At 40.1% G+C, this 26,247-nt stretch carries 19 protein-coding genes; 14 read left to right on the top strand and 5 right to left on the bottom strand.

Features of this window, described 5'->3' with window-relative positions; all coding sequences use genetic code 11:
• Positions 1–10 precede the first annotated feature (10 nt).
• From NMK36_RS15920 to NMK36_RS15890, 7 genes are all read left to right on the top strand, one after another.
• Positions 11–1,477: a hypothetical protein gene (locus NMK36_RS15920; RefSeq protein ID WP_222425236.1), complete on the top strand. Its 1,467-nt coding sequence runs from the start codon at positions 11–13 to the stop codon at positions 1,475–1,477.
• A gap of 74 nt (positions 1,478–1,551) precedes the next feature.
• Positions 1,552–1,980, top strand: a complete 429-nt coding sequence (locus NMK36_RS15915) for a hypothetical protein (RefSeq protein ID WP_072719266.1) — start codon at positions 1,552–1,554, stop codon at positions 1,978–1,980.
• 246 nt (positions 1,981–2,226) lie between these two features.
• Positions 2,227–2,604: a 50S ribosomal protein L21 gene (gene rplU / locus NMK36_RS15910; protein ID WP_072719267.1), complete on the top strand. Its 378-nt coding sequence runs from the start codon at positions 2,227–2,229 to the stop codon at positions 2,602–2,604.
• Between the two features lie 54 nt (positions 2,605–2,658).
• Positions 2,659–2,943 (top strand): 50S ribosomal protein L27, encoded by a 285-nt coding sequence (gene rpmA / locus NMK36_RS15905; RefSeq protein ID WP_072719268.1) that lies wholly within the window; start codon positions 2,659–2,661, stop codon positions 2,941–2,943.
• A 508-nt stretch (positions 2,944–3,451) separates the two neighbouring features.
• Positions 3,452–3,931 carry a GNAT family N-acetyltransferase gene (locus NMK36_RS15900; protein ID WP_072719269.1) on the top strand — a complete coding sequence of 160 codons (480 nt, stop codon included), beginning with the start codon at positions 3,452–3,454 and terminating at the stop codon, positions 3,929–3,931.
• 271 nt (positions 3,932–4,202) lie between these two features.
• Positions 4,203–5,135, top strand: a complete 933-nt coding sequence (locus NMK36_RS15895; RefSeq protein ID WP_072719270.1) for a class I SAM-dependent methyltransferase — start codon at positions 4,203–4,205, stop codon at positions 5,133–5,135.
• A gap of 137 nt (positions 5,136–5,272) precedes the next feature.
• The gene (locus tag NMK36_RS15890; RefSeq protein WP_254174146.1) at positions 5,273–7,471 is read left to right on the top strand and encodes an alkaline phosphatase D family protein; all 2,199 of its coding nucleotides are present in this window, start codon (positions 5,273–5,275) and stop codon (positions 7,469–7,471) included.
• On the opposite strand, the gene NMK36_RS15885 is transcribed toward NMK36_RS15890, so the two are convergent.
• Positions 7,444–8,496: a GGDEF domain-containing protein gene (locus NMK36_RS15885; protein ID WP_186440357.1), complete on the bottom strand. Its 1,053-nt coding sequence runs from the start codon at positions 8,494–8,496 to the stop codon at positions 7,444–7,446. The two genes, NMK36_RS15890 and NMK36_RS15885, sit on opposite strands and share 28 nt — an antisense overlap.
• Positions 8,497–9,127: 631 nt before the next feature.
• Between NMK36_RS15885 and ltrA the strand changes: the two genes are divergently transcribed.
• On the top strand, positions 9,128–10,843 hold the full coding sequence (gene ltrA, locus NMK36_RS15880; RefSeq protein ID WP_367997175.1) for a group II intron reverse transcriptase/maturase: 1,716 nt from the start codon (positions 9,128–9,130) through the stop codon (positions 10,841–10,843).
• Between the two features lie 520 nt (positions 10,844–11,363).
• Here ltrA and NMK36_RS15875 read toward each other — a convergent pair.
• Positions 11,364–12,443 (bottom strand): PIN/TRAM domain-containing protein, encoded by a 1,080-nt coding sequence (locus NMK36_RS15875; protein ID WP_072719273.1) that lies wholly within the window; start codon positions 12,441–12,443, stop codon positions 11,364–11,366.
• 287 nt (positions 12,444–12,730) lie between these two features.
• On the opposite strand from NMK36_RS15875, the gene hemW reads away from it, so the two are divergent.
• Together hemW and NMK36_RS15865 are read left to right on the top strand one after the other, a co-directional pair.
• Positions 12,731–13,999 carry a radical SAM family heme chaperone HemW gene (hemW, locus tag NMK36_RS15870; RefSeq protein ID WP_072719274.1) on the top strand — a complete coding sequence of 423 codons (1,269 nt, stop codon included), beginning with the start codon at positions 12,731–12,733 and terminating at the stop codon, positions 13,997–13,999.
• A gap of 62 nt (positions 14,000–14,061) precedes the next feature.
• Positions 14,062–15,384 carry an aromatic ring-hydroxylating dioxygenase subunit alpha gene (locus NMK36_RS15865; protein WP_072719275.1) on the top strand — a complete coding sequence of 441 codons (1,323 nt, stop codon included), beginning with the start codon at positions 14,062–14,064 and terminating at the stop codon, positions 15,382–15,384.
• A gap of 93 nt (positions 15,385–15,477) precedes the next feature.
• Here the strand turns inward: NMK36_RS15865 and purF are convergent, their stop codons facing one another.
• Complete coding sequence (gene purF / locus NMK36_RS15860) at positions 15,478–16,959, bottom strand: amidophosphoribosyltransferase (RefSeq protein ID WP_072719276.1); 1,482 nt, start codon at positions 16,957–16,959, stop codon at positions 15,478–15,480.
• 299 nt (positions 16,960–17,258) lie between these two features.
• Positions 17,259–19,604: a phosphoribosylformylglycinamidine synthase subunit PurL gene (gene purL, locus NMK36_RS15855; RefSeq protein ID WP_254174145.1), complete on the bottom strand. Its 2,346-nt coding sequence runs from the start codon at positions 19,602–19,604 to the stop codon at positions 17,259–17,261.
• A 341-nt stretch (positions 19,605–19,945) separates the two neighbouring features.
• Between purL and tadA the strand changes: the two genes are divergently transcribed.
• The 3 genes from tadA to NMK36_RS15840 all read left to right on the top strand — a co-directional run bounded on the left by tadA (position 19,946) and on the right by NMK36_RS15840 (position 21,741).
• Positions 19,946–20,425, top strand: coding sequence for a tRNA adenosine(34) deaminase TadA (tadA, locus tag NMK36_RS15850; RefSeq protein WP_072719278.1), 480 nt, complete (start codon positions 19,946–19,948; stop codon positions 20,423–20,425).
• Positions 20,426–20,533: 108 nt separating this feature from the next.
• Positions 20,534–21,244: a lysophospholipid acyltransferase family protein gene (locus NMK36_RS15845; RefSeq protein ID WP_254174144.1), complete on the top strand. Its 711-nt coding sequence runs from the start codon at positions 20,534–20,536 to the stop codon at positions 21,242–21,244.
• 56 nt (positions 21,245–21,300) lie between these two features.
• Positions 21,301–21,741 carry a hypothetical protein gene (locus tag NMK36_RS15840; RefSeq protein WP_072719280.1) on the top strand — a complete coding sequence of 147 codons (441 nt, stop codon included), beginning with the start codon at positions 21,301–21,303 and terminating at the stop codon, positions 21,739–21,741.
• A gap of 87 nt (positions 21,742–21,828) precedes the next feature.
• On the opposite strand, the gene NMK36_RS15835 is transcribed toward NMK36_RS15840, so the two are convergent.
• Entirely contained in the window at positions 21,829–22,023 is a 195-nt protein-coding gene (locus NMK36_RS15835; protein ID WP_072719281.1) for a hypothetical protein, read from the bottom strand.
• 484 nt (positions 22,024–22,507) lie between these two features.
• Between NMK36_RS15835 and NMK36_RS15830 the strand changes: the two genes are divergently transcribed.
• The gene (locus NMK36_RS15830; protein ID WP_254174143.1) at positions 22,508–25,168 is read left to right on the top strand and encodes a TIGR03960 family B12-binding radical SAM protein; all 2,661 of its coding nucleotides are present in this window, start codon (positions 22,508–22,510) and stop codon (positions 25,166–25,168) included.
• The last annotated feature ends 1,079 nt before the right edge of the window (positions 25,169–26,247 follow it).

Below are 26,247 nucleotides of genomic sequence, written 5' to 3'. Positions count from 1 at the left end.
GAGAGTAAACATGAACAAAATTTTGAGCTTATTCAGCTTAAGTCTAGTCCTAGCAAGTTTGAATTGGGGATGTGGGGAAGCATCCTCTTATCAACAAGAAAGCTTAAGCAATTCTAATCCAAATGTTAAAGTGATTCCCTTAGATTTTTCCATGAAACCTAAAGATCAAGGGGGACTGATTGCGGTTGATGTTAATAACAATAATCAAAAAGACTTTATTATTACCCAGTCTCGTTCAAATCTTCTGGGTCAGCAACAAGGTTTAATTCGGGTTTACGATCATTCCGGTCAAAAACTCTGGGAGAAATCTGCTAAGGTGCAACTCACCACACAAGCAGAAAGCGAAGGTTTACCGGGGTTACACGCACCTGGAGTTCAAGCTGCTGATGTGAACGGAGATGGCAAAATAGAAGTCTTGTTTCTGACGTCAGATAAGCGGTTACATATTGTTGAGGGTGCAACGGGACAAACAATTCGAGAAATTCAACTCACCTCTCCTGAAGGAACTGATCGGTGGGAACATTTAGTAATTGCGAATTTTCGCGGAAAAGGCGATCGCGATCTACTTCTACAAGCCACTGAAAATGCTGATTATCGGATGGGTCGTTATATTGCGGCTTATTCTATTGAAGATTTACTCAAACAAGATAATCCTCAACCTTTGTGGACAAGAAATGATTTTGTCGCCAATGCACACAATGGCGCACGGGTTGGAGATCTCGATGGAGATGGCTTAGATGAAGTGTTAGGGGGGACGCTAATTTCTCCAAAAGGCGATATCTTGTTTAGTCTTCCTCTTAAAGGTCATCTTGATTCTGTTTTGATTGCGGATGTTCGACCTGATATTCCTGGGTTGGAAGTTGTGGGTTTAGAAGAAGGGGGGGAAAAAAGAGAAAAGGCCCTGGGTTCCAACCGTCTTAAACGTGATCGTGTTTTTCTCTACAATAAAAAAGGACTGATTTGGGAAACAGATTATAAAAATTGGGAACCTCAAAATGCTGCGGTGGGAGACTTTGATCCCAGTCGTCCTGGATTGGAAATTTGGTGTCGGAGTCGTTTTAATACGGATCAAAAACCCTTTGTCTTTGATGCTAAAGGTCAACTCATTTCTAACTATGAATTCAGTAAGACTGCGCCTGAAGGTTGGACACAGAAAGGGGTTGAAGTGATTTTTCCGATTGATTGGACGGGGGAAGCTAAACAGTTAGCCGTCGCCAAGGAACGCCATGAACAGGGAGATGTGGCGATTTTCGATCCCCTTAACGGTGAATATCAAATTCAATTTCCTGAACAAACCTATCGCCTCTATGTTGCAGATGTTTCTAAGGATTGGCGAGAAGAATTAATCGTCTTGAGTACCAAGGAACTCCGCATTTATCATAACCCTGAACCGAACCCTAATCCGAAGCGTGCGTCCCTGTGGGAGCAAAATCGCTATCGTCGTAGCAAGATGACCTGGAATTATTACAGTCCCTAGATATTCCCTGGTTTTAACAAAAGCGATATACTATGTAACAAATTGTAAAAAATCCTTCCTTTTTGGCATTGATTATGATCTCTGAACCCCTTGTCGTTTCCCCGATTTATATTGTTGTTGTAGCTTCAACGGTGTTGGCTGTCTTGTGGGGAATCATTTTTAAAGATATGTTGGAATATCAAGTGGCGGTGTGGAGAGAAAGCGCTCAACGCTCAACGTCTATTCCTTATAAAACCCCCAATTTAATTACTGCTTATTTGGGGATGACGTTATTTATCTCATTGTCTGTAAGTTCCAGTTTGGCGGTGTTTTTTCCCGTCTATTGGATTGCGGGATTGATGGGGTTAATCGTTGTGATTCCAACGGCTTTATTGATTTGGGTACAATTAGGTTCAATGTTGAATTTATTAGCCACAAAAGGTTATGAATCAATTGATATTGATACCCTATTTGTCGATAAATCTGCTGAAAAAGTACCGAATCCAACTGTTAGTAAAAGCTAAAGTTAATTAATTTTTTGTCTTTGTTGTTGACACTGGGTTGAAGCCCTGAAAAGCTGACTACGGGTTTGGACTTGACAGAATGAATACTCATCAACGATAATAAGAGATTGTGTCTAAACCTTGCTCGGAACAGGTGCAGACATGGCAAACGCTCGAAAAAGACACAAAGTTCATTAACCTGTTAAGGGTTGAACGTGCTTTCAGTGTTTTTGGGCTACCTGTACGGCAACCTTAACCCAAAATTCCATGAGTTACGCAATTATTGAAACAGGCGGTAAACAAATCAAAGTAGAACCCGGTCGGTTTTACGATATTGAACTATTAGCCGCCGAAGAAAATGAACAAATTACCATTGATAAAGTTCTGTTAGTCAATCATGACGGCGACGTTCAAATTGGTCAGCCTTTAGTGAGTGGGGCGACCGTTGAAGGAACTGTGATGCGCCATCTGCGGGGACGAAAAATTATTGTTTATAAAATGCGTCCGAAGAAGAAAACCCGCAAAAAACAAGGTCATCGCCAAGAAATTACTCGGTTGATGATTGACTCTATTTCTCTGAATGGGTCTGTCGTGGCAAAGCGGGAAGAACAACCCGCAGAATCTGGGACGATAACTGAAGAGTAACACCACATTGCGTCAGACTATCTAACATACTGATTATTTCATTGGGAGAATAAAATGGCTCATAAGAAAGGGACGGGTAGCACTCGTAACGGTCGTGACTCTAACGCCCAGCGCTTGGGTGTCAAGCGTTTTGGGGGTCAAGTGGTGCGCGCTGGTAATATTTTAGTTCGTCAACGGGGTTGCAAATTCCACCCAGGTAACAACGTGGGTATCGGTAGCGATGATACCTTATTTGCGAAAATTGATGGGGTTGTTTGTTTTGAACGCAAAGGTAAAACTCGCCAAAAAATTAGTGTTTACGCTGTTCCTCAAGCTGAACCCGCAGCAGTTGAAGCTTAATTAATTTTATCTCTTGCTAAAGCGGGCTAAAATAGCCCGTTTTTTGTTGAAAAAATTTAGCATTATTCAACTCCTGTAGGGTTTGTAAGTACAGCGCACGCACCCCTTTATTTAAGGATTAAAAACATGACAAATCAGGGAATTAGTTACTGAAATTACAGAATTTCTGAGAGTGTTCTAGGGAAAATCTCACCTTCTGGCTGCAAATGTCATTAAACGCTGATATTTTATCCTAAACTCTTGATTATTCCATTCCTATGTTATAGGATTTATTTCAAGAAAAACACTCAATATCAGTCCAGTTCCCATCTGGAAAAGAGGCGTATTTTTTTTAATCTTGTTAAATTCGCCACACACTCAATGAACTTTGATCTGTTCCATAGCACCTTGTTTCAGTGGATTAAACTGGATCTGCTTTAACGTGCTAATCTTGAGTTAAAATTTATCAGTTTCTTAACAGTTATCAGTGGTTATCGGTTGCTCAAAATCATTTGAAGGATTATTCTCTATGAAAGCCGTTTACCCGGATCACCATCATATCTTATTTAATGATTCTCGTACCAACATTGATTTAAACCAGCTTCAAGCTCTATTTCAACTCGCTGCATTTTGGGCAAAAGATCGAAGCCAAGAAGATTTAAAAATTGCCATTAGTAATAGTGAACCCGTTGTTACGGTATGGGATTATGAGCAAATGATTGGGTTTGCAAGGGCAACTTCTGATGGCATTTATCGCGCTAATATTTGGGATGTGGTGATTCATCCTGATTATCAAGGTAGTGGACTGGGACGAAAATTAGTCCAAACTGTATTAAGTCATCCCAAAATGTGTCGCGTTGAACGGGTTTATTTAATGACAACCTATCAACAAAAATTTTATGAACGTATTGGCTTTGAATATAATTCAAGTACCACAATGGTTTTGAATAATCAACTGTTAGAAATTAACCCTCAAAAATCTGAATTGACGACTATTTTTTCTTCATAATTAACCTAGAAACTCAGTTTATTAACCCATCTCTCCATCATTTTTTATCGTAGGGTATGTGACCTAAAAAAAACTATGATCCCAGCAGTAAAGTTATGGGTCGTCACCTACCCTATTATCGTTTTTCGACGGTATTGCCAACAAAAACCTATTGATTTCACTGCCTCCCTCTAAGGGAGAAACCCGGTTTCTCGTTTCTCCTTCCGAGGTGACAAAAAACCCCCGTCGTGAAACACTAAAGAATATAAATGCAAATACTCAAATATTAATTATGACGGTCAGCACCACCTCCAAACCCGAATTGATGTCCCGCTTCGTCAACGGGATTTTAGCGGTTAAACCCCTCAGCAATTTTGCGAAACACCAAGCCCGACAAATGATGATTAAACGGGCTGAAAAAATGGGAGTTCCTTGGCGAAAACAGACGGAAACCTTACTCGCCCGGAATTGGGATGCAGAATTATCTCAAGTTGAAAACCCCAATCTGCAATATCCCGATTATTATGTTACGTCCTTCCACGCCTATGAGGAGGGAAATCTCAGTTGGCAAGCCGCCGTTGAAGTGGAAGTTGCAGCTTATGCGGTTCATGCTAAAATCTGGCCAGAAGCAGGAGTCCAGGGGGATGCCAAACTCCGACAAAGTTATCATGATATTTTAAAAGCTCAATTACCGACTCCTCCACAGGATATTTTGGATTTAGGATGCAGTGTGGGAATGAGTACATTAGCGCTGCAAGAAACGTTTCCTGATGCGAAGTTAACTGGTGTGGATTTATCGCCTTATTTTTTAGCAGTTGCCACCTACAATACCCAAAAACAATCGAATTGGAAATATCCTCCCCAATGGGTTCATGCACCTGCGGAGTCAACCAGTTTACCCAGTGCTTCTTTTGATTTAGTTTCTCTGTGTTTAATTTGTCACGAATTACCCCAAGCTCCCACCCGTGAAATTTTCCACGAAGCACGACGTTTATTACGTCCGAATGGTCATTTAGCCATTATGGATATGAATCCCCAATCAGAACAATTTAAGAAAATGCCGCCTTATGTTTTTACCTTGTTAAAAAGTACAGAACCTTATTTAGATGAATATTTCACCTTAGATATTGAACAAGCCATAATAGAAGCAGGATTTCAACGTCCTACGATTAATTTTAATAGCCCTCGTCACCGAACCATTATTGCTACTGCGAAATCGATTTAAATAGATTCCGCTTTAAAACTGTGGAACTATAGGATATTAAATTGAGTCCTATTAACCATAAATGAGCATTTTCGGATGTAGGGGCGAGGTCATCTCGCCCTTAAAGGTTATCAGGTTCATTTCATTGAATTACGTTTATGTTAGATGCTGCTGGTTTATTTAATGAATCCTTTTATTTAGCTCAAAATCCTGATGTTGCCGCCGCCGTCAAGAGTGGGGTAATTGCCAATGGATTTCAACACTTTATTGAGTCGGGTCAATTTCAAGTTCGCCAACCGAGTCCCCTCTATGATGAATCTTATTATTTAAGTACAAATCCTGATGTTGCCCAAGCCGTTAATAGTGGAGCATTTGCTAGTGGTTTTCAACATTATATTACCCTAGGGCAATTTGAAAATCGTAACCCCAGTTTTTTATTTAATACCTCTTATTATTTAAACGAAAATCCTGATGTTTCTCAAGCCGTTGCCCAAGGTAATATTACTGGAATTGAACATTTTATTGAATTCGGACAATTTGAAGATCGTAGCCCCACACCCCTCTATAATTCTAGCTATTATTTAGCTCAAAATCCTGATGCAGCGGCTGCTGTTGAACGAGATGAACTCACGGGAATTCAACATTATATTAATATTGGGGCTGCGGAAAATCGACGGTTTACCCCCTTTATTGACCCAGAGGGGTCTAGCTTACCCAACCGAGTAGCAACGGGGGATACAACTGCAACTTCAACGGTATTTTGGACACGCAGTTCTGCGACTGGGCCGATTACTTTAGAATATGCGACTAATCTAAGTTTTTTTAATCCTATTGGCGTTCTCAATACCACCGTTACAGATATTACTGAACCTGTTAAATTAGAAGTCAATAATTTAGTACCTAATACTCAATATTTTTATCGGTTTACGAATGCTCAAGGTGTCTCCTCGGTGGGGAGTTTTCGCACGCCAGCACCCCTCGATATCCAAACAGAATTAAGATTTGGAGCAACGGCAGACGGACAAGGAGAATTAATGCCTTATATGTCTGTCAATAACGTTCCCGAACGCAATTTAGACTTTTTTGTACAACTGGGAAATACTATTTCTGCGGATACCATCTCTCCCGATTTACCCGATGTCCAACAAGCAACAACACCCCTAGATTTTAGAACTAAATATAATGAAATTGTTTCCCCCCGTTTAGAGCTTAATCCTTGGGCGAATTTACAAGCTTCCACAACTTTATATGGAACTTGGAATGATCAAAATTTAATTCACAATTTTGCCGGAGGAGAAAATCCTGCCTTATCTCCTCAACAATTCTTTTTTGGAAATGAAGGACAATTTATTAACGATACCAATCAATTTAATATCGGTTTAGACGCTTGGAAAGACTATAATCCTGTGGGAAATCAAGTTTATGGAGAAACGGGAGACCCACGCACAGCTAATCAAGAAAAACTCTATCGATTTCAACCTTTTGGTCAGGATGGGGCTTTATTTGTATTAGATGCCCGTTCCTTTCGAGATGCACCTTTAACTCAAGTTCCTGACCCGGCTTTAGACAGTCAAATTAATCAATTTTTAGCGTCTTCTTTTGACCCCAACCGGACGTTATTAGGTAAAGTTCAGTTACAAGATTTAAAGACTAATTTATTAGATGCCCAAAACGCCGGAGTCACTTGGAAATTTATTTTTTCTCCGGTTCCGATGCAAAATTTAGGACTGTTTGATTCGGCTGACCGTTGGGAAGGCTATGCGGCTGAACGCACGGATTTATTACAATTTATTGATCAAAATAATATTCAGAATGTGGTGTTTGTATCAGGCGGTGCAGATGGAACCATTGTTAATGAGTTAACTTATCAATTAAGTTTTGATCAACCTCAAATTCAAACCGATGCGATTGAAATTACGGTGGGGCCTATAGGTCAACAATTGAATTTAGGGGAGGAGTTGATTCCCGCAACTTTTGGTTCAGAAATTATTAACTTGAGTTCAATTGATACGATTACTCAAGAGACAAAGGATTTTTATCAAACTTTAGAGACCACTTCTAGTAAAGATCAATTGGTTCAAACGATTCTCAATAATCAATTAAATCAATTAGGATATAATAATCCGATTGGTTTAGATGAAACTCAAGGAAAAGCTGAGTTAATGCAAGGGTCTTATTTTGCGGTGCATAATTTTGGCTGGACAGAATTTGTGGTAGATGAACAAACCCAACAGTTACAAGTCACAGTTTATGGAATTGAACCCTACACCGAAACTGATATTAAAACAAGTCCTGCTAATATTATTAATCGTCAGCCCGAGGTGATTAGTCAATTTGTTGTTAATTCCATCCCATAAACAATGATTAGATTTCGTCCTTTAGCTTTCGCTTCATAGAGGGCATCATCTGCCCTTTTAATTAACAAATCAATATTCGTGTTAGGACAAGGAATACAACTACTTATTCCTTGACTCAAGGTAACATAATGATGGGGTGAATCGGGGTGAATAATTTTCATTTGAGCGAGTTTTTCCTGAATTAATTTAGCGACAGTAAAGGCCCAAGATTGGTCTGTGTTGGGTAAAATCAGAGCAAATTCTTCTCCCCCATAACGAGCAACTAAATCTGCTGGACGTTGAGCAAATTTTTCTAAAATTTCAGCGACTTGCTTGAGACATTCATCCCCTTTTAAATGTCCATACTTATCGTTATACTTTTTAAAAAAATCTACATCGCATAAAATCAACGAAATGGGCAATTTTTCCCGTGCTAACCTTGCCCATTCAGCTAATAAATAGGTATCAAAATAACGACGATTTGCAACTTGAGTTAATCCATCAACAGTGGCAAGGCGGTGTAATTCTTGATTAACTTCTTCAAGTTTATGATAGAGTTGAGATTGTTGAATTGCCATGTTAACTTGGGCAGCTAAAGAAAGAATAATTTTAACTTCTGATTGTTGCCAACGAACTTCCCCAGAAGATAGAATAATAGGATGTTTGTAAGTGCCGACTGACGCTTGGGGAGATAAACTTTGGAGGTAAGTTTTTAAGGGTTGATGTTCGTCCGGGGGGATTAAGGAATAAATCATTTTTCCGATTAATTCTTGAAAAGATTGATTAAAATAACGACTAAAGGCTAAATTAACAAAGGTAATTGTTCCATCCGGGAGAAATCGACAAATTAATTCTGTTTGCGTTTCTACAATTTCTCGATATTTTTCTTGACTTCTGAGCCGGTTTTCTAACTGTTTGCAGTTTTGTTTTTCTTCGTACAGTTGTAATTTTAATTGTTGGTGCGAAACGTTCCTGTCAAAGTCTAGGGATAAACCCCAAACGTAAGCAGGGAGATAGGTGTAGACAATTGATAGAAGGGCATTCAAACCCAACAATAAATCCAATCAAAACCTGTCTTAACTTTGGAAATGTGACCCTAAAGGAAGGTCAATCTCGGAGTCAATGGTGCGGCTTTCCGAACAATAAAGTACGGTAGCCCATTCCAAAGAGATACGGCAATTCCCACAGTGTCAGACTGATTATCAAAACACTGAAGCTGGGAGTAAAGGGGAATCGGATATAAGTCAAATACCTAAGTAATTTCTCTAGCCAATTGCCCAAGAATAACGAAAGTGAACATCCGACTTGAACCGTCGTTATAATAAAGTAGCGAAATTGACTTGATTACGCTGCGTTCAAAAGAACAAAGGGAAAAGATGGAAGTTTCAACGATACTTCTATAAAAGGTAAGTATTTCAGTTCAACACTTACTAAGACTCCCAAAAGTACCTCGGCGGATAGGATGATTCTAAAGGCAATAAACCCATTTCCAAGGAACGTTAAAACCCCTCGTATACTCCTACAGAGGTCGAATACTGTTAGGTAGCCACAAATCTATGGCGGATGTTGTGAGGGTGAGAGATGGATTCTGAAGCTAATGCTTAAACGTAATGTTTAAGATATGCCCATGGAGTCCGGTTTAGTTGTTAGGTAAGGTTTTAATTAGCAGTTAAAACGGTGAAAACGAGTATAACCAAGACTACGACTGCATGGAATACTATCAATTGGGCGAAAGTTCAACGTGTAGTATTTAAGCTGCAAAAGAGAATTTACCAGGCATCATTATCGGGACAAAATGCAAAAGCTCGGAAGCTCCAAAAACTTCTAGTCAAGTCATATTACGCCAAACTCTTAGCAATTAGAAGGGTAACTCAAGATAATCAAGGCAAGAAGACATCCGGGATAGATGGGGTTAAATCCATCACACCCAAACAACGATTAGAACTTGCCCAAAACTTGAATAAATACCAAAAGGCAAAACCACTCCGAAGGAAATGGATACCCAAACCCAACGGTGAGGAAAGACCTCTAGGAATTCCAACTATAAACGACAGAGTAAGGCAAGCCTTGGTGAAATCTGCATTAGAGCCACAATGGGAAGCCAGATTTGAGGGTGAAAGCTACGGGTTTAGACCCGGACGCTCTGCCCATGACGCAATGTCACGAGTCTTCCATAGCATCAAACAAGGGGAATATTACATCCTAGATGCTGACATCTCAAAATGCTTCGACCAGATTAATCATGATTACCTACTGTCCAAAATTGATTGTCCATCAATAATAAAAGCCCAAATCAGACAATGGTTGAAAGCTGGAGTAATGGACAACGGCATATTTGAGGCAACCGAGGCAGGTACACCACAAGGAGGTGTTATCAGTCCTCTACTCGCTAACATCGCACTGGATGGAATGATTAGACTAATTGAACATAAATTTCCAAAAAAGAAATACCGTGTTCAAGCCCTAGTCATTAGATATGCCGATGATTTCATCGTGGTAAGTCCACAATTAGAAATTATTCAACAGTGCATGATTGAAATCGAAGAATGGTTAAAACCTATCGGATTAGAACTGAAACCAGCCAAAACCCGAATTTGCCACACATTAAGAGAAATCGAAATAAACGGCGAAAAGGTAAAACCAGGATTCGACTTTCTAGGCTGGAACTTCCGGCAATATCCAGTTGGTAAACACCATTCTAGTAAAACCGGAAGTCAAAAACCCAAATTATTAGGTTTTAAAACCTTAATCAAACCTAGTAAGAAATCAATCAAAGCTCACTCGGATAAGGTGAAGGAAGTAATTAAAACCCACAAAACTGCACCCCAACACGCATTAATCAAAAACCTAAACCCAGTCATAAGAGGATGGTGTAACTACCATTCCAAAGTTGTTTCCAAAGAAACATTCTCCTCATTAGACTATGTTACATGGCAAAGATTAAGAGCATGGACAGTCAGCCGATGCGGTAAAGCAAGTTACAAAAAACTGAAAAACTACTTCAGAAAAAACGAGAATAGGGCATGGAGTTTTGAAACCAAAGACGGGTATAAACTACTAACCCATGCAGAAATACCTATCACCCGCCATGTAACTGTAAGACCTGACGCATCACCTTATGATGGAAACTGGACTTACTGGAGTACAAGAAAAGGAACATCTTTTGATGTACCTAAAAGAGTAGCAACTTTGCTCAAAAAGCAAAAAGGTAAATGTAACTTCTGTGGACAATATTTTACCCCAGAAGATGTTGTAGAAATCGACCATATTCATCCTACATCTTTAGGCGGGAAAAACGAATATAAGAACCTGCAACTATTACATCGCCATTGTCACGATATCAAAACGGCAACTGATGGGTCTTACAACTCAATCATAAACCAGATGTTCTGATGATAACAGTCAACTAGACTAGGAGCCGTGTGCGGTGAAAGTCGCAAGCACGGTTCTGAATGGGAGGTGAGGGTTGTAAAGCCCTCATCGACCCCTAATAACTTGAATCTTTAGCTTTTGACACTGGCTTTCTGGGTGATAGGAACAATCTGTTAGTTCTTCTGCCATAAATCCTCCCTGGATTTTGTGAATTGATAGAGAAACTTCAAACAGTGCCAGTTTTTGAGAATAATTTGCCCCTGAAGAATATAACAATATTATCGCTCTTCTTTAAATAGTATTTTAAAGTAATACCGGGAATAGGGAATAGTCTTTATTTCTGCAATTTTTAGACAAAAGCAATTATAATTCGGCTTAGTGACTATTAATATTAACTGAATAAAACAGCCACTCCTAATAAATCTTCCTTGAAAAATAGCTGATCATCAGCTAAAAACCCAGCCTCCCTATCCCCACTGGGGTCTTATTCCTAAGATTTTTAAGAGAAACCAGGTTTTATTTTAGGGCTGAATTTGGTAATTTAAGCTAACACAGAATGTTCTGGACGAGCAAAAATCATTCGACCTGCGGAAGTTTGTAGAGAACTGGTCACAATGACGCGCACCTGATCTCCTACATATTCACTTCCATCTTCTACCACAACCATTGTGCCATCATCTAAATAGCCAATTCCCTGAGAAGGTTCTTTTCCTTCTTTTCTAATTTTTAACTCAATAATATCCCCTGGTAAATAGGAGGGACGAATGGCTTGAGCTAAATCATTAATATTCAGAACTGGAACTTGCTGTACCGTTGCTACTTTGGATAAATTGTAATCATTCGTTAACAGCGTGCCGTTAATTTCTTGAGCAAATCTCACTAATTTTGCATCCACTGTTTGAGGTTCTTCATAATCAGCCGGATGAATAGAAATTTGCTCAGGATAGTCTTCCCGCAGACGGTTGAGAATATCTAATCCTCGCCGTCCCCTGATTCGTTTTTGATCATTTGAAGCATCGGCTACTAATTGTAATTCCTGTAAAATAAACTGAGGAACTAAAATTTGACCTTCGATGAAACCCGTTGCTAACAAACTTTCAATCCGTCCATCAATAATACAGCTTGTATCAATGACTTTTGTATAGGCAGGTTTTAGGGTTCCTTCTGCCAATAACATTGATTCTAAACTATTGGGATTAATAATTCTGAAAAATGCTCGTCCGTGAGTATCTGCTAAATTAACCCCAGTAAATCCAAACATGACACTGCATAACACCGCTAACAAGGGTTTAATAAACCCAACTTCACGCGGAATAGGCAGTAAAAATAAAGGTGCTAACATTAAATTAGCCACTAATAATCCAATCACTAAACCAATCGCACGGGTGATTAAGACATCCAGTGGCATCTGACGAATTTGTTCTTCCAGACGGCGATAGGTGGTTTGCACCACTAAACCCATCACGCCTCCGATTAACGCGGTAAATGCACCTGTAACCGATCGCAGTCCTTCGATATTGGTGACTTGATCGAGTACAGGTTTCGGAAGCAGTTCAATGCCGTAGAAGCCCGTTCCAGCACCAGCTATTATGAATAAAATAATAATGATTGCATCTAGCATGATTTTAAGCCGATGGAAGTGGGTTGGAAATCCTGTTGAGGATATCCGCAGGTTTGCGTACTATTATATCTTCTGTCGGAAACCTGATCTGTATTCAAGTGTTAGGGAAAACCGACTGCATCTATCCATCCTCCCTTAAGTTTGGCATTAGAGATCACTCTAAACCCGCTTGTACCTATCCTCTCTACATCTTGATGGGTTCAAGGTTTACTGTTTCATACCCAATCAAACTCCTCATTTCTTTACAAACAATTTAGAATTGAAGATACAAATGTTGATAAAATTCCATGAATGCTAATCCTCTTGTTAACAAAATTCAGCCTCCGGTATCATTTCAAGATTTAGAACCGCCCAAATCTGCTTATTTACATATCCCTTTTTGTCGTCGCCGTTGTTTTTACTGTGATTTTGCTGTTGCGGTTGTGGGCGATCGCAAACACGGGGATAATTCTACAATGATTCAAGATTATGTCGATATTTTATGTCAAGAAATTGATCAAGAATCTGTAATTGTTCCAGCTTCTAACTTAAATACAATTTTCTTTGGAGGGGGAACTCCTTCATTATTATCTGTTCATCAGCTTCAGAGGATTTTAAACACCATTGATCAAAAATTGGGTATTGCTAAAAATGCAGAAATTTCAATGGAAGTTGATCCCGGAACCTTTGATCGCGAAAAATTACAGGGTTTTGTGAATCTAGGGATCAATCGGGTGAGTTTAGGGGTTCAAGCTTTTCAAGATAAATTGTTACAATTAGCAGGGCGATCGCATACCGTTGAGGAAGTTTTTTCCGCTATTAATATTATCCAAGAAGTAGGAATTCAAAACTGGAGTTTAGATTTAATTTCTGGTTTACCTGAACAAACGCTCAAAGATTGGGAATTTTCTTTACAGGAACTATTACAACTTAACCCTAATCATGTTTCAATTTATGATTTAATTGTTGAAGACAAAACCCCTTTTTCTCGCTATTATACTCCAGGTGAATCTCCTTTACCTTCTGAAGAAGCTACGACTCAAATGTATCGTTTAGCTCAACAATTATTAACACAAGCAGGATATGAACATTATGAAATTTCAAACTATGCCAAACCGGGTTTTCAATGTCAGCATAATTTAGTTTACTGGAAAAAACAATCCTATTATGGGTTTGGCATGGGTGCGGCGAGTTATCTTCAAGGTTATCGTTTAACAAGACCTCGAAAACGCCTAGAATATTATGCTTGGGTGAAAGGGGATCATTCTGATGATATGAGTGAATTTGTGAATACAACTCAAGAACAATTATTAGAAACCTTAATGTTAGGATTACGGTTATCAGAAGGCATTAATTTAAAAGCATTATCCCAACAATTTGGAACAGATACCCTACACAATATTATAACACTATTAATGCCTTTTTATCAAGAAGGTTTAGTTCAATTTTTAGATATTAATCAGAATTTAATTCAATCTAACTTTAATCAAGGGTTAATCCGATTAACTGACCCCGATGGTTTCTTAGTATCCAATCAAATTCTATCAACAGTATTCGCCGGACTCAGTGAACTGTAGCTTAAAGTTTCTCCCTTAAGCTGTTCCTTGCTATATTATTGAAAGTCTTTGGAGAAAAAGAGATGACAACACCCGAATTTAACTTTTTCCAACACTGGTATCCTCTAGTTCTTCTAGCCGATCTTGATCCTAAATATCCCAAACCAATCACCCTATTGGGAATGCGTTTAGTGATTTGGAAACCGAAAGATCAACAACATTATCAAGTCTTTTTAGATGAATGTCCCCATCGTTTAGCTCCCTTAAGTGAAGGCAGAATTGATGAAAAAACGGGAAATTTAATGTGTAGTTATCACGGTTGGGAATTTAATTCTCAAGGTGTTTGTACTCGCATTCCCCAAGCCGAAAACCCGGAATTAGTGAAAGATAAATTTTGTGTTCAAAGCTTTCCCACCCGTGAACAACAGGAAATTTTATGGGTTTGGACTGATCCATTATCTCCTGAGTTAGCTGCAAAAACTCCCTTAGCTTTATCCCCTCAAATTGATGCTAAAAAAGGATTTGTTTGGAGTTCTTTTTTTCGAGAATTAGACTATGATTGGCAAACGTTAGTCGAAAATTTAGTTGATCCAAGTCACGTTGCTTTTGCTCATCATGGATTACAAGGAAGACGAGAAAATGCTCAACCGATTACGTTTGAACTTCTGCAATCAACAATCCAGGCTATTGAAGCCACAATTTCTGTTGCAGGTCGTACAATTAAATTTTATCCCCCTTGTCATATAGAATATCAAATTGAATTTCCTAACAGTAAAAAAGTTGGAATTTTGGCATATTGTATTCCTGTTTTACCCGGAAAATCCCGATTAATTAGTTTCTTTCCTCAAAACTTTGCTAAAACTTTAGTTCAGCTTAAGCCTCGATGGTGGGATCATATTATGTTGCGGAATTTAGTCATGGATAGCGATATGATGCTACTCCATCAACAGGAACGCTTGTTACAACAAAATCACCCGAATCAAACCTGGAAAACCGCTTATAAAATGCCAACCAGTGCTGATCGTTTAATTATTGAATTCCGTAAATGGTTTGAAGAGTATTGTCACGGACAGTTACCTTGGAAACAAGTTCATATTCCGGTTCCTGAATATTCCCCTTTTAATGATAACCGTCGCCAAGTTCTGGATATTTATCACCAACATACCCAACATTGTAGTAGCTGTCGAAATGCTTTAAAAAATATTCAACGGGTGCAATTAGGGTTATTAATTTATTTTGTATTAACAGTTTCCATTGTCGCGTTAATGTCAGATTCTCTTCGGTCACAATGGGGAATTCCCTTAATAGTGATCGCCCTTTTAGGATTAGGAATTTATGGCGGGTTAAAATATTATTTAGAACCTAAATTTTATTTCGTTGATTATATTCACACCGATAAAAAGTAGGATGAATTTTTCCCCATCAAAACACCCTAAAAAACAACCCATCAAAACTCTATCTTGAATAGAATTCTGATGGGTGAAGCTCATCCGACGAGGTTAAACCGTTGCGGTTTTTTCTAATATTAATTTAGAGCGTTTGACTTTTTCAGGAATATCAATGGGATAATTCCCCGTAAAACACGCCGAACAGAAAGTATTAGGATCTTCCTGTGTCGCTGTTAACATTCCTTCCCAACTCAAATAAGCTAAAGTATCCACCTCAATTTGTTGGCGAATTTCCTCAATAGATTTCGTCGCCGCAATCAATTGTTCTTGACTATCGGTATCAATTCCATAGAAACAAGGATGGGTTACTGGAGGAGAAGAAATTCTCATGTGAACTTCCGTTGCACCCGCATCCCGTAGCGCCTTAACAATTTTGCGACTGGTTGTTCCTCGGACAATAGAATCATCCACAATGATCACCCGTTTACCTTCTAACACATCCCTTAACGGGTTTAACTTCATGCGAATTCCTGACTCCCGCATACTTTGGGTAGGTTGAATAAACGTCCGTCCCACATAACGATTTTTAATTAAACCTTCAGCAAAAGTAACGCCTGACTGTTGGGAAAATCCAATGGCGGCGGGAATTCCAGAGTCGGGAACGCCGATGACAATATCCGCATCTACAAAGGATTCTCTGGCTAAAATCCGACCAATTTCCATGCGATAACTATAGAGACTTTCGCCACACATCACACTATCAGGACGGGCAAAATAAATCATCTCAAACACACACAATTTCCGCGCAGGTTTCGGACTCCAGTGAAAGGATGCCATTCCTTCTTCGCTGATCCAAACCAGTTCCCCAGGTTCCACATCCCGCAGATATTCTGCCCCAATAATATCTAATCCGCAGGTTTCTGAAGCCAAAACATACCGTTTAGGATTGGTCGGTAACGTTCCAATCACTAAGGGTCGAATTCCATTGGGGTCACGCACTCCCATTAATCCTTTTGGAGTACCAATCACTAAACTATAAGCTCCTTGGCAGAGGTTAAAGGCACTTAACGCTCCTTCCAACCAATCTTTGCCATTATTGACTTCTGAGGCGATGGCTAAGGCAATCATTTCGCTATCCGTCGTGGTCAGAAAGTCAAATTCACGCTTGGTTAATTCCTCACGCAATTCCCCAGTATTGACTAAATTACCATTATGTGCTAATGCGAGGGAACCTAAACGAGTTGAGACGACCGCAGGTTGAGCATTCACCACCCGACTCGATCCAGTGGTGGAATAGCGGGTATGGCCCACCGCAATATAGCCAACGAGGTCGTTTAATAGGGTTTCATTGAAGACTTGGGACACTAAACCCATGTCTTTATGTAGATGTACCTTGTCGCCCTCAAAGGTGGCAATTCCGGCGGATTCTTGGCCTCGGTGTTGGAGCGCGTACAGACCAAAATAAGCCAGTTTTGCAACATCCTCACCCGGAGCATAAACCCCAAAAACGCCACAGGCTTCTTCTGGTTTATCGGGTTGTTCGTGATCAACCGGGTGGGCAGAGTGCGTATCAAGGGAATCGTTTGGAATCATGTTACGGTTTGGCTCCTGATTGGCAAAGTCAGATGGTGGGAACGGTATAACGCTACTGGATTATAGAGGTAGAATGACTAAAAAGTTAATATTCTCTTAATCTTGTCCCTCTTTACTGTAGCTTATTTGACACGGATCAGGGAATAAAATCAGTTATCAGTTATCAGTTATCAGTTATCAGCGTGTAGAACTCAGATTTTGATCATTGGTTAACATCTTGATGAGTCTGTACGGACGGACTCCCGCTATGCGAGTGAATCAACTGTCTATTTCTCGACTGATCACTGATCACTGATTATTCATAACCGTCGTTCAATGGCGTTTTCATAGGAAACCTGCATTTCTGCAACATTAACCTCTATTAAGCTCTGATCATCAGCCGTGAGAATTTGTAAAGATTCAGACACCGAACCCACAGAACCTAAAACCTGCCAGATGTCGTGTTCTGTTCCTAACTGTTGTTGCAGATAGGTTTCCCAAACCGATTGATTTTCAGGCTTAACAGAAACCAGAATCCGTCCCCCGCCTTCTGCGAACAAAATATTATCCCAACGCACAGAAGCGGTAGAACTTAAACTCAGCTTAACCATTGCGCCTTTTTGACTACTCATGCAGCATTCAGCTAACGCCACTGCTAACCCTCCTTCGGCACAATCATGGGCCGATTGAATCCAACCTTGACGAATGCCTTCCCGACAAGCTGCTTGTACCTTTTGTTCTAACTCAAAATCGACTCTGGGCGGTTTCCCTGCAATGGTTTGATGAACTACAGCCAGATATTCAGACGCTCCTAACGTAGGTAAGGTTTTGTCATCCCCCAAAAGATAGATTAAATCCCCTGAATTTTGCCAAGCTTGGCCACAAATTTTCGTTAAATCTGAAATCAATCCCACCATTCCCACCACGGGAGTCGGATAAATGGCTTCAGGATTTCCTTCTGCATCAAGGGTTTCATTGTAAAGCGATACATTTCCCCCCGTTACGGGAGTATTAAACGCTTTACAGCCATCGGAAATTCCCCGACAAGCTTCGGCTAACTGCCAATATCCGATGGGTTTTTCAGGGCTCCCAAAATTTAAGTTATCCGTCACCGCCACAGGTTCAGCCCCCACACAACTTAAATTCCGGGCGGCTTCGGCTACTGTTGCTTTTGCTCCTTCGTAGGGGTCAAGATACACATACCGAGAGTTACAGTCTACCGTTGCGGCTAATCCCTTATTAACTGACCCTTGGAAATTTGGAACAGGTTCCAACGGCCTTAACCGAATCACGGCCGCATCTCCACCGCCAGGAACTAAAACGGTATTATTTTGAACTTGATGATCATATTGACGATAAACCCAGCGTTTAGAGGCAATAGAAGGAGTATCTAATAATGTTAATAAAACTTGATTCCACGATTGAAATTCTCCGTTAATTTCCAATCCTGAAATTGTAGATTGAGGTAAAGATTCCGGTGTCCATTGCCATGCTTTTTGAGCATATTCTGGCGGTTCTGATAATATTTCTCGCGGATATAAAGGTGTATTTTCTGCTAAAGCATCGGCTGGAATTTCCGCCGCAATTCCCCCTTTAAATAAAATTCTAACAATGGGTTCTGCAATTACTGTTCCTGCTACAACCGCTTGCAATCCCCAACGATGGAAAATCTCAATTAACTCCGGTTCTCGTCCTTTTTGAGCCACAAATAACATTCGTTCTTGAGATTCCGATAACAGATATTCATAGGGAACCATCCCCGTTTCTCGTACCGGAATTTTATCTAAATCCAGTTCAATTCCCACCCCACCTTTTGCCGCCATTTCTGACGTTGAACAGGTAATTCCTGCGGCTCCCATATCTTGGGCTGCAACCACCGCCCCGGTTTTAAATGCTTCTAAACACGCTTCAACTAAAGACTTTTCTAAAAACGGATCTCCCACTTGTACGGCGGGGCGATCTTGGATCGATTCTTCACTTAATTCGGCACTAGCAAAACTCGCGCCACCCATGCCATCCCGTCCGGTTGTTGAACCTACATATAAAACGGGATTTCCCACACCCGAAGCTCCTGATTTAACAATTTCTGGGGTTTCCATTAACCCAATTGCCATTGCATTAACCAGGGGATTTCCATTATAAGCCGGATCAAAATAAACCTCTCCCCCAACAGTCGGAACCCCGAAACTATTCCCATAATTACTGATACCTGAAACAACCCCTTTAAAGATTTGTCGAGTTCGGGAATCTTCTAAGGAACCAAATCGCAAAGAATTTAATGCAGCAATGGGACGCGCCCCCATTGTAAAGATATCTCTTAATATTCCTCCGACTCCTGTGGCGGCACCTTGGAAAGGTTCAATGGCTGAAGGGTGATTATGAGATTCGATTTTAAAGGCAATATGGAGTCCATCCCCAAAGTCTACAACTCCGGCATTTTCTCCAGGGCCAACTAATATTCTCTCTCCCGTCGTGGGAAATTGTTTGAGGAGGGGACGGGAATTTTTATAACAACAGTGTTCACTCCACATCACGCCAAACATCCCCAATTCTGCTTGATTGGGGTGTCGTCCTAAGCGTCGGACTATTTCTTCATATTCTTCGGGTTTAATTCCTTCAGAGGCGATTTCTTCAGCAGAAAAGGGACAATTGGTTTCGGTAGACATGGGTTAAGTGATCGCACTTTGCAGACAGCATTGTTTATTCTATAGCAAGGGAGAGGCAACAGGGAACAGGAAGGAAAACCTTCTGGGATAGCCCTACTTATTGTTTATTCTTACCGATAATATTTGTCCAAAGCTAATTAATATACTTCATCATGGCTACCAATATGTACAAATACAGCCTTTTCATCTTCGGTAAAGTAGAACAATACCCAATAATACCCTGGCATCATAATCTATAATAAAACTCCAAAATTCTTTAAGCTTGCCCGATAGTTTATGCGTTTTTAAACTCGGATCGTAAGGATTGACTGCAAACTGTTCCAATTTCCCATAATTGCCTCATGACCTTCCCCCAAATTAACAATTATTCCATCCATCAATATTGGATGAATCAAGCGTTAGAATTAGCGCAACAAGCAGGAGAAGCCGGAGAAGTGCCCGTTGGAGCTATTATTATTAATCATAATAATCAATTAATTGCCCAAGCTCAAAACCGCAAAGAACGAGACTTTGATCCGACGGCTCATGCAGAAATATTAGTGCTACGAGAAGCGGGAAAACAATTAAAAAATTGGCATCTCAATACTTGTACCCTCTATGTGACCCTAGAACCTTGTCCCATGTGTACCGGAGCCATTTTACAAGCTCGTTTAGGGTTACTGGTTTATGGCGCAGATGATCCTAAAACGGGTACTATCCGCACCGTTGCGAACCTTCCTGATAGTGCTTGTTCGTTTCATCGGTTATCGGTTTTAGGAGGAATATTAGAATCTTCCTGTCGTCAACAGTTACAAGCTTGGTTTGCTCAAAAACGCCATTGAAAAGCTTTGCTGAACAGACAATAGAAAAACTGTCCTGAACCCCATAGATAATCCCTTTTAAACTTTTTAATCTAAAGTTAAGAGGTTTATTTGATCCAGAAAACCATTATGCTCATCCTTGACTCTCATCAATCTTCTGCAAAAATGTCCATCCCGACAAAGGAAACACCCACTAATTCTGATGTTTCCCCCTGGTTAGCTTCCTTGGTTTACCCCTTGGGACGATATTTTGTTTTACCGTTCTATTTCAAATCCCTGGAAGTCATTGGCCAAGAACATCTTCCCAAACAAGGCCCTGTTATCTTAGCACCCACCCATCGTTCTCGTTGGGATGCTTTGATCGTTCCCTTTGCGACGGGTCGCCATGTCACCGGACGAGATTTACGATTTATGGTGACAGTGGATGAAATGAAAGGACTCCAAGGCTGGTTTATTCGTCATTTAGGAGGGTTTGCAGTGAATCAAAAACACCCGACTATTGCCACCCTCCGTTATGGGTTAGAATTACTCCACCAAGGAGAAATGTTAGTGATTTTTCCAGAAGGTAATATTTTTCAGGATCATCAAGTTCACCCGCTCAAACCGGGACTTGCTCGTTTAGCACTACAAGCGGAAACCAGCTATCACAATTTAGGGATTAAAATTGTACCGATGTCCTTACACTATGATCCGATTATCCCCCATCAAGGTACTCGTGTTCAAGTTAGGATTGGTTCGCCCTTATCGGTTCTTGATTATTCTCAAGGTTCGATTAAGAAAAATGCTCAATCTCTGATGCAAGATTTAGAATTTGCTCTCCATCAAATTGATCAGCAATAACCGTTATAATCAAGATTAAGAGTCAGCCATATGTTGTTTGGATTAAATCAATACGAATGAACTCTAGCTTGAATTTCCAGCCCGGTCAGATTGTGGGATTAAATCATCTCAACCGTTGTTTATATGCAGAAGTCATTCAAGTTGTCGAATTTCGGGGAGTGTGTTGGGTACGCCCTTTGATGTTAATTGAAAGGTTAGCCGATCAAGATCAAGGTGATTATTTGGATGTTCCTAATACCCCAGAATCCTTTATTTTGTACAATTTGCAACAAAGCCCTGATTTAATTTGGCCGACTCAGTTATTTAGAGCCGCTTTAGATACGGAGGTGATTCCCTTCTTAGCTCAGTTAGACGCTCCAGATGTCAATTTTCCGGGAATAAAACCCGTTAATGCTCGTTCTGCTCACCAACAATTGCGAGAGTTTATTCGTCAGGTTTGGCAAGCTTATCCTGATGTTTTTCAGTCTGTTGATCATCCTGAAGTTGATGTTAAATGAACTGAAAAACACGTTTAGTAAGCACCGTCAACCTAATCGCTGAAAATATTTTATTTGGCTATATCAAAATTTTAAACCGTGAACTCATTAATGGCTAGAAATTAACCGAATACGACCTGCATCCATTTCTTCCATTAAGAGTTCTAAGGCTTCATAATCCACATCTGAAATATAACCGAGTCGGGTTAACTCAGTGTTAATCGCATTCTCAATTTCAGGGGTCAGACATTTGAAATAGAGTGCTTTTTCAACCAATTTACGAATCATATTCGTTGCTGACATGGCAGGTACAGAGAACTCAGATAGCTTTATTGTCTTATAAACTGTTATTTTGACTTGTGATCACATCCTTTGATTCTGCGTGATCCCTATCACTTAATTTTCAGGAACTTTATTGATAGTTATTCTGTCCCCAATCCATCCTTCTTAAGGAATATTTTTTAGTGTCATTGGATACATTTTACTTAAAATCTAGCTTCAAAAATTAATCGGTCTTTTGTTTCGGTAACAACTATTTTATGACACTTGAGGCTCGAAATTCCTGTATTAATTGTTACTCTTTTCGGGAAAAGAAAAACGGTACTCTAGCCTAGTCTTATTACCCAATCAGTCTGATCACAACTCCTACTGAAAACAATAACATCCTGATTTCGGTAACATTTATACTTTCTGGTCTAGGTTAACCCCTCAGTTTCTGCTACAATGAGCCAGTAGAATTATCGATTAAAACCTTAAAGATTGTCCTTTTATACAGGTGAGGTTGACTTTGGCAGTCGCAGTAGAACAACTGATTACACCGGAAATTCACCAACCTGCACGTTATTTGGGTCAGGAGTTAGGCGCGAAACGCAAACCTTGGGAGTCCGCCATTGTGCGTTGGTCGTTGACCTATCCTGAAGTTTATGAGGTGGGAGTCTCTAATTTGGGCCATGTTATTCTCTACAATATTTTAAACACTCAACCTCGGCAATTATGCGATCGCGCCTATCTCCCGGCACCGGACTTTGCTAAAAAATTACGCGACACCCAAACCCCTCTATTTGCTGTTGAGTCCCGTCGCTCTTTAATTGATTTTGATATCTTAGGATTTAGCCTCAGCTACGAATTAGGGGCAACCAATATCCTAGAAATGTTAGATTTGGCTGAAATTCCTTTAACCTGGAAAGAGCGACAAAATTATTCGGTTTGGGCTAATGAAAACGAAGCTACTCAACGCCATTATCCGTTAATTTTTGCGGGAGGACAAACGGCAACTTCTAACCCTGAACCCTACGCTGATTTTTTTGATTTTATTGCTTTAGGAGATGGCGAAGAATTATTACCCGAAATCGGATTAATTATTGAAGAAGGCAATAAAAATAACTTAAATCGAGAAGAAGTTTTATTAGATTTAGCGCAAATTCCAGGGGTCTATGTTCCCCAATTTTATCAGATGGCAGAAGATGGTTCTGTTCATCCCTTACGGGCTGATGTTCCAACTCAAATTTTAAGACGGGTTGCGGCACCAATGCCCGCTTATTCAATTAAATTTGTCCCCTATGTCCAAACAGTTCATGATCGATTAGTGATTGAAGTTCGACGGGGTTGTACAAGGGGATGTCGCTTTTGTCAACCCGGAATGTTAACCCGTCCGGCGCGAGATGTGGAACCGGAAGCGGTGATTCAAACCGTTGAAAAAGGCATGAAAGAAACGGGTTACAATGAATTTTCTTTATTATCTTTGAGTTGTTCCGATTATTTATCCTTACCCTCGGTGGGAATGGAAATTAAAAACCGCCTCAAAGATTACAATGTTAATTTAGCTTTACCGAGTCAACGGGTGGATCGCTTTGATGAAAATATTGCTAATATTATTGGGGGAACTCGACAAAGTGGGTTAACCTTTGCGCCTGAAGCCGGAACTCAACGGATGCGAGATATTATTAATAAAGGGTTAACTAATGAAGAATTATTAAAGGGAGTTAAAACCGCCTTTGAGCAAGGGTGGGATAAAATTAAACTCTATTTTATGATCGGTTTACCCGGAGAAACCGATGCCGATATATTAGGAATAGCCGAAACCGTTGCTTGGTTACAACGAGAATGTTCGGCTCAAGATCGCAGAAAATTAAGCTTTAATTTAACGATTTCTAACTTTACCCCCAAACCTCACACCCCGTTTCAATGGCATTCCGTTTCAACCACAGAATTTGAACGGAAACAAAAATTATTAAGGCATGAATTTCGCCGGATGAAAGGGGTGAAAGCGAATTTTACTGATGTTAGAATATCAGCAATGGAGGATTTTGTCGGTCGAGGCGATCGCCGTTTAGGATCAGTTGTTCGTAGAGCTTGGGAACTCGGCGCGGGAATGGACTCCTGGTGGGAAAGTTTAGATCGGGCGTTTGGTGCTTGGACACAAGCGATAGAAGAAGCGGGTTTAAGTTGGAAATATCGTCAAGTTGAAAGCGGAGAATGGAGTTTAATCCAATCTGTAGAAACCCATGAAAACCCCGTAGAGACGCGCCATGGCGCGTCTCTACAGATGGATCAAACTTTATTAGATCAGCCGTTACCTTGGGATCATATTAATAGTGGGATTGAAAAAGATTGGTTAAAAGCAGATTTAAAACGGGCGTTAGAAGCGGCGACTGTTCCTGATTGTTCTTTTGAGAGTTGTTCCCATTGTGGCGTTTGTGGAACTGATTTTGGTCATAATATTGTCATAGAACCTCCAGCTATTCCTAAATTTTCTGGTGAATTTATTCCCAATTCTCAAAAAGTCCAACGGTTAAGAGTTTGGTTTGGAAAATTAGGGGATATGGCTTTAGTCGGACATTTGGATTTATTAAAATTATTAGATCGGGCGGTTCGTCGTGCTTCACTTCCCCTGGCTTTTACCGCAGGATATCGCCCTAGTCCGCGAATTTCTATTGCTTATGCCTTACCATTAGGGGCAACCAGTAGCGGAGAAATTGTTGATTTTGAATTAACAGAATTTATTGATTTAGAAGAATTTCGCCAAAAATTAGCCGAGGGTTTACCCGAAACAATACCCTTATATTCTATCCAAGATATTCCGGTCAATGCTCCTTCCTTAACGGATGTTGTTAAACAAGCAGAATATCATTTAACCGTGCAGTGGAAATCCGAAACCGGAAATTCACCCCAATGGTTAGAGTGGATTAATAGTGTTAAATCTACATCAGAAATTCTATGGGAAAAAACCACAAAATCAGGGAAAAAGAAATTAATCAATTTACGAGAACAATTACAGGAACTAGACATAATTTCCCCCGAAGGGACAGTGCTGCGTTATGTCGGAACTTGTCTCAATGATGGGACACAACTGCGACCGGAACATATTATTGAGATGTTAGAACAAGTGACTCACCAAGAGTTTCAATTGTTGCACATCCACCGTCAGCAGCTTTTAACCCACGACTAACAAAGTTCTACGGACTGAGAAAATTTGCATTTTATCCAGTGTTATAATACAATTCGGTAAGCCAAGTTTTGTGGCGTAGAGGCGGGTTCGTCCAGATCTAGGCTACAAACCGACAATATTGCTAAACCCACCTGGATTCAGCTAGGGTTGTCAGAATCAAAAAATGCAGGCTGACGCTAAAATAAACTCAATCAAAAGTGTTCATTGAACAAAAGCTACTGCTATCTCTCAACGCTGAGGAAGAAGTAGACCGAAGGGTTATCGACTTACGCCAAAGTCACCTTGATGGCTGACGACAGTTGTATAAAACCCGATCCTCATTTAGAAAGGATGGGAAAACATTGGACAACTCTTTGTCAATTGATAATCAATAGATAGTCAAGAATCAAGGGTTTAGAAAGGTTGAGCTTTGAAACCCCAACCTACTTTTAGGAGTAGCGTACCTGTCCCTTGGGCGGTTGAGAAATCCAGAAACCTTAATGTTGCTGAAAGTTAGGGAAATCAGGAAGAAAGTAGCGGAGTCTCGTGTGGGAACATTCGCTTTCTTGAATAGAACTAGGGGGAAGGTTGTTCCAAGGTTAAGCCTGTAGAGAATCATCTTTGATGGGAATACCGACTGAGAAGGATCTTAATACAGGAAAAAATTGGGTCAATATCCAAAATTATCCTAGGGTTGCAGTAGCTCAAATTCAATTCATTTGATTTGCAATGTGGCATCTGTTTGTGCCAGTATTTGACAATAAAACTTTCTCTGGTATATGTCTTAAGACCAGAACAAAACAAACTTACCTGAAGGGCCTAGGTTTAAGTCCAGTTCAGTGAGGATTAGGGGATATTGTGTAGCTTAGACCGTGCGATCTAAGCTGTACGCTCTAAAAAACTTTTGAGAAGGCGGATACGGTGTGCTGAGTCTGTCAAGAGGGAAACCCCTGTCAAACCCAAGTATCGTTTTAGACAGAAAATGATGAAGGCTAACGGATAACAAATAACCTGCTTTCATTTCAGTTGCCCATAACGGTTTAAGGCTGACGGTTGATGGATTTTTGCGATGGGATTAGGTTAGGTATTAACTGTTATTT

Source organism: Planktothrix pseudagardhii (assembly GCF_904830925.1).
Classification (GTDB): domain Bacteria; phylum Cyanobacteriota; class Cyanobacteriia; order Cyanobacteriales; family Microcoleaceae; genus Planktothrix; species Planktothrix tepida.
This window is presented reverse-complemented; position numbering and strand designations above follow the sequence as displayed.